Here is a 5,711-nt window from a genome sequence, read left to right on the forward strand (position 1 = left end):
GGAAACTGCTATATGAGTGTGGCAAACGGAGAACGAAGCGCCAACCGTGGTTCTTGCGCACAAAACTGCCGTTTACCTTATAACTTAATCGACGGAAACGGAGATACTTTAATCAGAAACAGTCACTTGCTTTCTATTAAAGATTTAGACGTTTCAGATCAAATTCCAAATTTGATCGAAGCGGGAATTGTTTCTTTCAAAATCGAAGGACGTCTTAAAGATGTAGCTTACGTTAAAAACAACGTTTCTTATTTACGTCAAAAATTAGACAGTTATTTAGAAGGAAGCGATAAATACATCAAAGCTTCTTCTGGAAAATGTACCTACACTTTTGATTCAACTTTAAGCAGGACTTTTAACCGTGGTTATACCGATTATTTCGTAAACGAAAGACACAGCTCAATTGGTTCTTGGGAAAGTCCAAAATCAAAAGGACAATATATTGGTAAATTGATTCGAACAATTGGAGATGCTTACGAAATCGAAAACGGCGAATTACTAAACAACGGTGACGGACTTTGTTTCATCAACGAAAATAACGAAGCCGACGGAATCTACGTAAACAAAGCCGAGAACGGAAAAGTTTATCCAAACGTTTTAAAGGAAATCAAAGACGGAACTTTCATCTATAGAAATAACGACGCTGCTTTCATCAAAATTGTGGAGAGAGAAGACAGTGCCATCCGTAAAATCGGAACTACTTTATTGCTTACCGAAAACGAAAACGGTTTTGAATTAATCGCAACAGATGAAGACGGAAACGTAAGTACAGTAAAATTAGAGCATCCGAAAGAACAAACGAAAACTGGCGAATCAATCGAAGAGAACATAAAAGTTCAATTGGCAAAAACAGGTTTCACACCTTACAATGCTGACGAAATTAACATTATGTTTTCACAAAACTGGTTCCTTCCTATTTCAAAAATCAACGAAATGAGAAGAAATGTTTTCGAACAATTATCAGAAATTCGTTTGGCAAATTACGTTCGTGAAGAACACCAATTAGTAAAAACGTCACATCCATATCCTGAAACTAAATTGGATTTCATGTACAACGTTTCAAACAAAACAGCACGTAAATTCTACGAACGCCACGGTGTAACTGAAATCGAAAAAGCATTCGAATTACAATGGGATCCAGGAAAATCTCGTGTAATGACAACAAAATATTGCATCAAATACGAATTAAAAAAATGCCCTATACACCAAAAAGATATTGTTGGTGTTAAGGTAAAAGAACCATTAGTACTGAAACAAGGCGAACTTGAATACAAACTAAAATTCAACTGCAAACCTTGCGAAATGGAAATCTGGGAAAAAGATGCTGAATTTGAAATTGAAGAAGATCATTTTCACTAACATAAAAAAAGCGATACTTTAATCAAGTATCGCTTTTTTATTATTTCTTCTTTGCAATTTTTGTTTTTGGTTCAGGTGGTGTAATCTTTATTTTTGTAGCCTTTAGCGTTGATTTTGATTCCGCTATTTTTTCCTTTTTTACATTGTACAAATTTACAACCTTCTCAATGTCATCATATTTATATTCCTTTTCTTCAATTTTTTTAGCAATTTCAGGATTATCACTAAAATAATAAACTCCATACTCCTTAAAAAAAGCATTATAACCAGCAGAAAGAGCATTTGAACTCACCGATACCAACACAGGATAATCTTCATTACCTCTTTTTAAGTAATGATTTATTTCTTTAGACACCACCTGCATTTTCTTTAGTTTAAGCTTTTCTTTTGTTTTTTCATCTTCAACCTTCACTTCTTTTATTCCGTATTCTTCACCACCTAAATATAGAGAAGCTTTACCTGTAATAATTTTACAAATCCAGTTTTCATCAATAACCTTAAATTCAGTTCCCTTCTTTTTGTACACCTTTGTTTTCGTTCTTATAAAAGTATAAGACAATTTTTTGTTGTCGTCTAAAATCTGAATTGAATCTATATCACTGCTTGCGTACTTTTCATTCTCCTCACCAACTTTTATTTTCACTTTCTTATCTGCAAACCCAGGAAAATTAACTATTCCATCAATCTTTTGTTTATCCTTTTTAAAAACTACAGCATTAGCCTTTTGTTCTCCCATTCCAAAATTAAATGTAAGACCAGCTGATTGTGAACGTACAAACGACGTAATGCATAATGCACTCATTATTAAAATAAATTTTATTTTCATCTTATGATTATTATTTGTTTTGCGAGCAAATATAGAAATATACTAATGCTTACATCCAAATTCCTGAATTAATTTAACGTGAATTTTCTACAAACATTTACAGCAGTTATTCATCAATAAAAAGATATTAATTTAGGCGTGTCCCTCCGGGTCGGGCTATACGTTCCAAGTCCTCGCCTGTTCGTTCCTCACGGCTGCGGGCTTTCCACTACTATCCCTCACGCGAACGGTTTCAGAAGAACTTTTACGTTTATAATTCCCAGAATCTTGTCATTTCGAGGAACGAGAAATCACATTAGAAACTCCCCAATCAAAATCGCCAATCTTTGTCGAATTCCAAGTGTGATTTCTCGTTCCTCGAAATGACAAACTGTATGCTTACTTTTTCTAAAACATAAGTTGATTATTAAATTAAATCTGCTGAATCCCCAAAATCTGCGTGAGAAATTCTTTGCGTTCTTTTTTAACTTAAAAACAAAAACTTAGCGCTCTTTGCGTAATTCTATGCGAACTTTGCGGTTAAAAAAACCTTTTTCCCTACTTTTACTACTCAAACAATACACTACTCCAAAATGAAAATACTACTCCTAGGTTCAGGCGAATTAGGCAAAGAATTTGTCATTGCCGCACAACGAATCGGACAAACCATAATCGCAGTTGACAGTTACGAAAACGCACCAGCCATGCAGGTTGCTCACGGTTTTGAGGTCATCAACATGCTCGACGGCGAAGCTCTTGACCGAATCGTAGCCAAACACCAACCCGATTTTATAGTTCCCGAAATAGAAGCCATTCGCACCGAACGTTTTTACGATTACGAAAAACAAGGAATCACTGTTGTTCCTTCAGCGAAAGCGGCAAACTTTACTATGAATCGTAAAGCCATTCGTGATTTAGCAGCAAAAGAACTCGGACTAAGAACAGCAAAATACCAATACGCAACTTCAGCAGAAGAACTGCAAAAAGCCGTTCAGGAAGTTGGAATTCCATGCGTGGTAAAACCTTTAATGTCATCTTCAGGAAAAGGACAATCGACAATTAAAACAGAAAGCGATATTGAAAAAGCGTGGCAATATGCCGTTGCAGGTTCACGTGGCGATGTTATCGAAGTTATTGTAGAAGCTTTTGTCGATTTCCATTCAGAAATTACGCTTTTAACGATTACTCAAAATAACAATCCGACATTATTCTGCGCTCCAATTGGCCACAGACAAGAACGTGGTGATTATCAGGAAAGCTGGCAACCTGCTTTAGTTTCAGAAAAAGACTTATACGAAGCTCAGGATATGGCCGAAAAAATTACCGAAGCACTGGGCGGTGCCGGTCTTTTTGGTGTTGAATTTTTTCTAACGAATGAGGGCGTTTATTTCTCTGAACTTTCTCCGCGTCCGCATGATACGGGAATGGTAACTTTAGCAGGAACTCAAAATTTCAACGAATTTGAATTGCATTTAAGAGCCATTTTAAGCCTTCCAATTTTTGAAATTACTTTAGAAAAAGCTGGAGCAAGCGCTGTAATTTTAGCATCAGAAGATTCAACGAATCCAACTTTTACTGGAATCGAAAAAGTAGCCGCTTTACCAAAAACCGATTTTAGGATTTTCGGAAAACCAACTTCTAGACCTTACAGAAGAATGGGAGTTGTTTTAAGTCATGATTCTCTTTCAACTCCAATTAAAGAAATAACTGAACGCGCAAAAGAAACAGCGAAATTAATAACTGTAAATTCTTAACTATGAAAAATATATTATTGGCTACTTTCCTTTTTATTGGAATCGCAGTGCAGGCACAAGACAAAAAGAAATTTGATAAACCAACAATTGTTGAAGCTTCATGTGGAGAATGTCAATTCGGAATGAAAGGCAAAAGCTGTGATTTAGCAGTTCGCATCGACGGAAAAAGCTATTTCGTGGACGGAACTACAATTCACGATCACGGTGACGCACACTCAGAAAAAGGTTTCTGCAATGCAATAAGCAAAGCTTTGGTTACAGGAGAAATTAAAGGAAACAGATTCAAAGCAACTTCATTTACCTTAATCGACGATAAAAAATAATGGCATTAATTCTCGAAAATATTGCCAAACACGTTTCTCTGACACCAGAAGAACAGGCGCTTTTTTTATCTAAACTGGAAACCAACAATTACAAAGCCAAAACGCTTTTACTAAATGCCGGCGAAGTCTGCAAACATTCTTATTTTGTAAATTCCGGAATTTTACGAAGTTTCAATATCAATGATAATATTGTAGAACACGTTCTATCATTTGCCTGTGAAGGTTGGTGGATGAGCGACATGTACAGTTATTTTTCGCAGAAACCAGGGCAGCTTTTCATAGAAGTTTTAGAAGAAGCTGAAGTTGTTTCTTTATCTAAAGAAAATCAAGAACAATTGTATCTTGAAATTCCAAAACTGGAGCGATTTTTTAGAATTTTAATCGAAAATTCATTGGTTGCAAATCAGCAAAGATTAATGGATAATTTGAGTTTACCTGCGGAAGAACGCTTTGAAAAATTCACAAAAAAATACGGAACATTAGTTCACAAAGTTCCTCAAAAACAAATCGCTTCTTTCATTGGTGTAACACCAGAATTCTTCAGCAAAATGAAAGCTCGCCTTTTGAAGAAATAATTTTTTGCCACAGATTAAAAAGATTTTTTTTCGCCACGAATTACACAAATTTTCACGAATTTTATTTCAATCTAATTCGTGAAAATTTGTGTAATTCGTGGCGACATTTTTTTAATCCTTCCAATCTGTGAAATCTGTGGCTAAAAAAAACACGGCTCAAAAATGAACCGTGTATAGCGAATTAAAATTGCTCAACCTCTGTAGAATGTTCCATTGCTGTTATTGCTGATTTTCCTAACATCACCGTATTTTGAACCGCATCGAAATAAGAAGTTCCTACAAAAGCTTGATGTTTCACCGCTCTGAATCCGCTTTTCTGTAAAGCGAATTCGCGTTCCTGCAATTCAGAATATCCTGCCATTCCTCGCTCTTTGTAAGCTCTCGACAATTCAAACATACTGGTATTTAAAGCATGGAATCCCGCCAAAGTAATGAATTGAAAACTATATCCCATTGCTGCTAAATCTTCTCTAAATGTTTCCATTTCAGCAACTGATAATTTTGCTGCCCAATTGAAAGAAGGAGAACAATTATACGCCAGCATTTTATCTGGAAATTCTTTTTTCATTGCTTTTGCAAATTTTCTCGCATAATCTAAATCCGGATTACTAGTTTCCATCCAAATCAAATCGGCATAAGGCGCGTAGCTTAACCCTCTTGCAATTCCCTGATCTATTCCGTTTTTTACGTAGAAAAAACCTTCAGCCGTTTTTTCTCCTGTTAGAAATTTTCTGTCTCTAGGATCGGCATCGCTTGTTAATAAATTAGCTGCATCGGCATCTGTTCTGGCAACAATTAAAGTTGAAACGCCCATAACATCTGAAGCCAATCGTGCCGCAATTAATTTATTTATTGCTTCTTGCGTTGGAACCAAAACTTTTCCGCCCAAATGTCC

5 protein-coding genes and 1 pseudogene are annotated in these 5,711 nt (G+C 35.7%); 4 read left to right on the forward strand and 2 right to left on the reverse strand.

Annotation, left to right across the window (positions count from 1 at the left end; translation table 11 throughout):
- Positions 1-1,359: peptidase U32 family protein (locus B3J44_RS16495; protein WP_286969736.1), on the forward strand; the 1,359-nt coding region annotated here is incomplete at its 5' end.
- A gap of 40 nt (positions 1,360-1,399) precedes the next feature.
- On the opposite strand, the gene B3J44_RS16500 is transcribed toward B3J44_RS16495, so the two are convergent.
- Positions 1,400-2,185 carry a hypothetical protein gene (locus B3J44_RS16500; RefSeq protein WP_286969737.1) on the reverse strand — a complete coding sequence of 262 codons (786 nt, stop codon included), beginning with the start codon at positions 2,183-2,185 and terminating at the stop codon, positions 1,400-1,402.
- Between the two features lie 572 nt (positions 2,186-2,757).
- Between B3J44_RS16500 and purT the strand changes: the two genes are divergently transcribed.
- The 3 genes from purT to B3J44_RS16515 are packed head-to-tail and all read left to right on the forward strand — an operon-like array spanning position 2,758 to position 4,816.
- The gene (purT, locus tag B3J44_RS16505) at positions 2,758-3,918 is read left to right on the forward strand and encodes a formate-dependent phosphoribosylglycinamide formyltransferase (protein WP_414654816.1); all 1,161 of its coding nucleotides are present in this window, start codon (positions 2,758-2,760) and stop codon (positions 3,916-3,918) included.
- A 2-nt stretch (positions 3,919-3,920) separates the two neighbouring features.
- Positions 3,921-4,241 carry a DUF6370 family protein gene (locus B3J44_RS16510; RefSeq protein ID WP_286969738.1) on the forward strand — a complete coding sequence of 107 codons (321 nt, stop codon included), beginning with the start codon at positions 3,921-3,923 and terminating at the stop codon, positions 4,239-4,241.
- Positions 4,241-4,816, forward strand: a complete 576-nt coding sequence (locus B3J44_RS16515; RefSeq protein WP_286969740.1) for a Crp/Fnr family transcriptional regulator — start codon at positions 4,241-4,243, stop codon at positions 4,814-4,816. The genes B3J44_RS16510 and B3J44_RS16515 overlap by 1 nt, the downstream gene beginning before the upstream one ends.
- Positions 4,817-4,997: 181 nt before the next feature.
- Here the strand turns inward: B3J44_RS16515 and B3J44_RS16520 are convergent.
- Positions 4,998-5,711: pseudogene (locus B3J44_RS16520) on the reverse strand (isocitrate lyase); the annotation flags it as partial.

The organism is Flavobacterium sp. UBA4854 (genome assembly GCF_002399805.1).
Classification (GTDB): domain Bacteria; phylum Bacteroidota; class Bacteroidia; order Flavobacteriales; family Flavobacteriaceae; genus Flavobacterium; species Flavobacterium ginsengisoli.

Excerpts from the sequence above, each read along its gene's own strand:
- purT (WP_414654816.1), top strand. The coding sequence starts at position 2,758 with ATGAAAATACTACTCCTAGGTTCAGGCGAATTAGGCAAAGAATTTGTC.
- B3J44_RS16500 (WP_286969737.1), bottom strand. The coding sequence starts at position 2,185 with ATGAAAATAAAATTTATTTTAATAATGAGTGCATTATGCATTACGTCG.
- B3J44_RS16515 (WP_286969740.1), top strand. The coding sequence starts at position 4,241 with ATGGCATTAATTCTCGAAAATATTGCCAAACACGTTTCTCTGACACCA.
- B3J44_RS16510 (WP_286969738.1), top strand. The coding sequence starts at position 3,921 with ATGAAAAATATATTATTGGCTACTTTCCTTTTTATTGGAATCGCAGTG.